Raw genomic sequence first — 1121 nt, 5'->3', positions numbered from 1 at the left:
CAAATTGGATTCATGGACATTTGCTCGGACGATTTCATAAAGGACATAACGCCTGAAAAGTTTGGCTATACACCGACAGAAGGAATGATGACCGACGTGGAACAACTGAAGGAGAACGGATTAAATGTTTCCTGCATCAACATAAGCTGCGGTTATTACGAGCCACACACCGACAATGAGTTCACCGACAAGAACGACCTGATGAAATGTTTAGACTTCATTGAGCATATAATCACAATCTGCACCAAAGTATATCCACATGAACCGGGACGGATGAAGGGTTATGACTGCCAGTTGGTTTGGTGGGAACAGTACGAGGAAATGTATGAACTGGTAAGGGATTCGCTTATTTCAGACCCTACATTGACACCTGCCGACCTGCATTCATTTTATCATGAAGAATACCCCTTGCTTGGACTTGACGACTTCGCGATGATATGTGACGATGCGGCTACGGAACTCTATTACGAAAGGAACGGGGATGTTGCTTAACTGAACACCACACTCTCTTATGTCGCTGAATACCAACCAATTAACATGAAAAACCAGCCAACGATACAAAAGGCGGTTAACGAGGCTCTAAAACATGGCCTATTGGAAAGCAAAACATGGTCTTTTACAAGCAGATTGACGGTCTTTTATAATTCGGATGGTTTTCAGTGTAATCTTAATCAACAAAACATCAAATTCAAAACAATAAAAATCAATACAACAAAGATTATGGAAACGACAGAAAACAGCACCTCAATGGCAAGATACATTTGGCGAATATTCCAGCACAGTGTAATCCCTTTAAGCTGGGGAATATGCTTTGCTTCGGTAAGGACTTTAAGTAATGGTACGGAGTTTCATGTACAGGGCTTCAAGATGATGGGGTATGTAAAAGTCGAGTATGATGAAGGTTCCGATACGTTCACAGTTACCCTTACTCCTGACGAAAATCTCAAAAACAGAATTACAATAAAAAACGTTTATCTTGACAACTTGATTTCTGTTATAGACGAAAACGTGGAATATTGTGAGGATTATGAAACGAGGGTAAGGCAATGGCTAAGGAAACAGGCAGTCTGATTATGGGATATTCAAGTCTTTACAGGAATTACGGTTGCAGAAGAAAATCA

The 1121-nt window shown here is 40.6% G+C and carries 1 protein-coding gene and 1 pseudogene; both read left to right on the top strand.

Annotated features, from left to right (window positions below; genetic code table 11):
* Positions 1 to 492, top strand: a pseudogene (locus H6A34_RS14435) (hypothetical protein); the annotation flags it as partial.
* A 228-nt stretch (positions 493 to 720) separates the two neighbouring features.
* Positions 721 to 1071 carry a hypothetical protein gene (locus H6A34_RS14430; protein WP_205106083.1) on the top strand — a complete coding sequence of 117 codons (351 nt, stop codon included), beginning with the start codon at positions 721 to 723 and terminating at the stop codon, positions 1069 to 1071.
* The last annotated feature ends 50 nt before the right edge of the window (positions 1072 to 1121 follow it).

The sequence above is a fragment of the Marseilla massiliensis genome (assembly GCF_016899855.1).
GTDB lineage: Bacteria > Bacteroidota > Bacteroidia > Bacteroidales > Bacteroidaceae > Prevotella.
The sequence above is the reverse complement of the archived record's forward strand: the minus strand, read 5'-3'. Positions and strand labels throughout refer to the sequence as shown.

Bases quoted from the DNA above. Each gene is read 5' to 3' on its own strand.
- H6A34_RS14430 (WP_205106083.1), top strand. From the start codon at position 721: ATGGAAACGACAGAAAACAGCACCTCAATGGCAAGATACATTTGGCGA.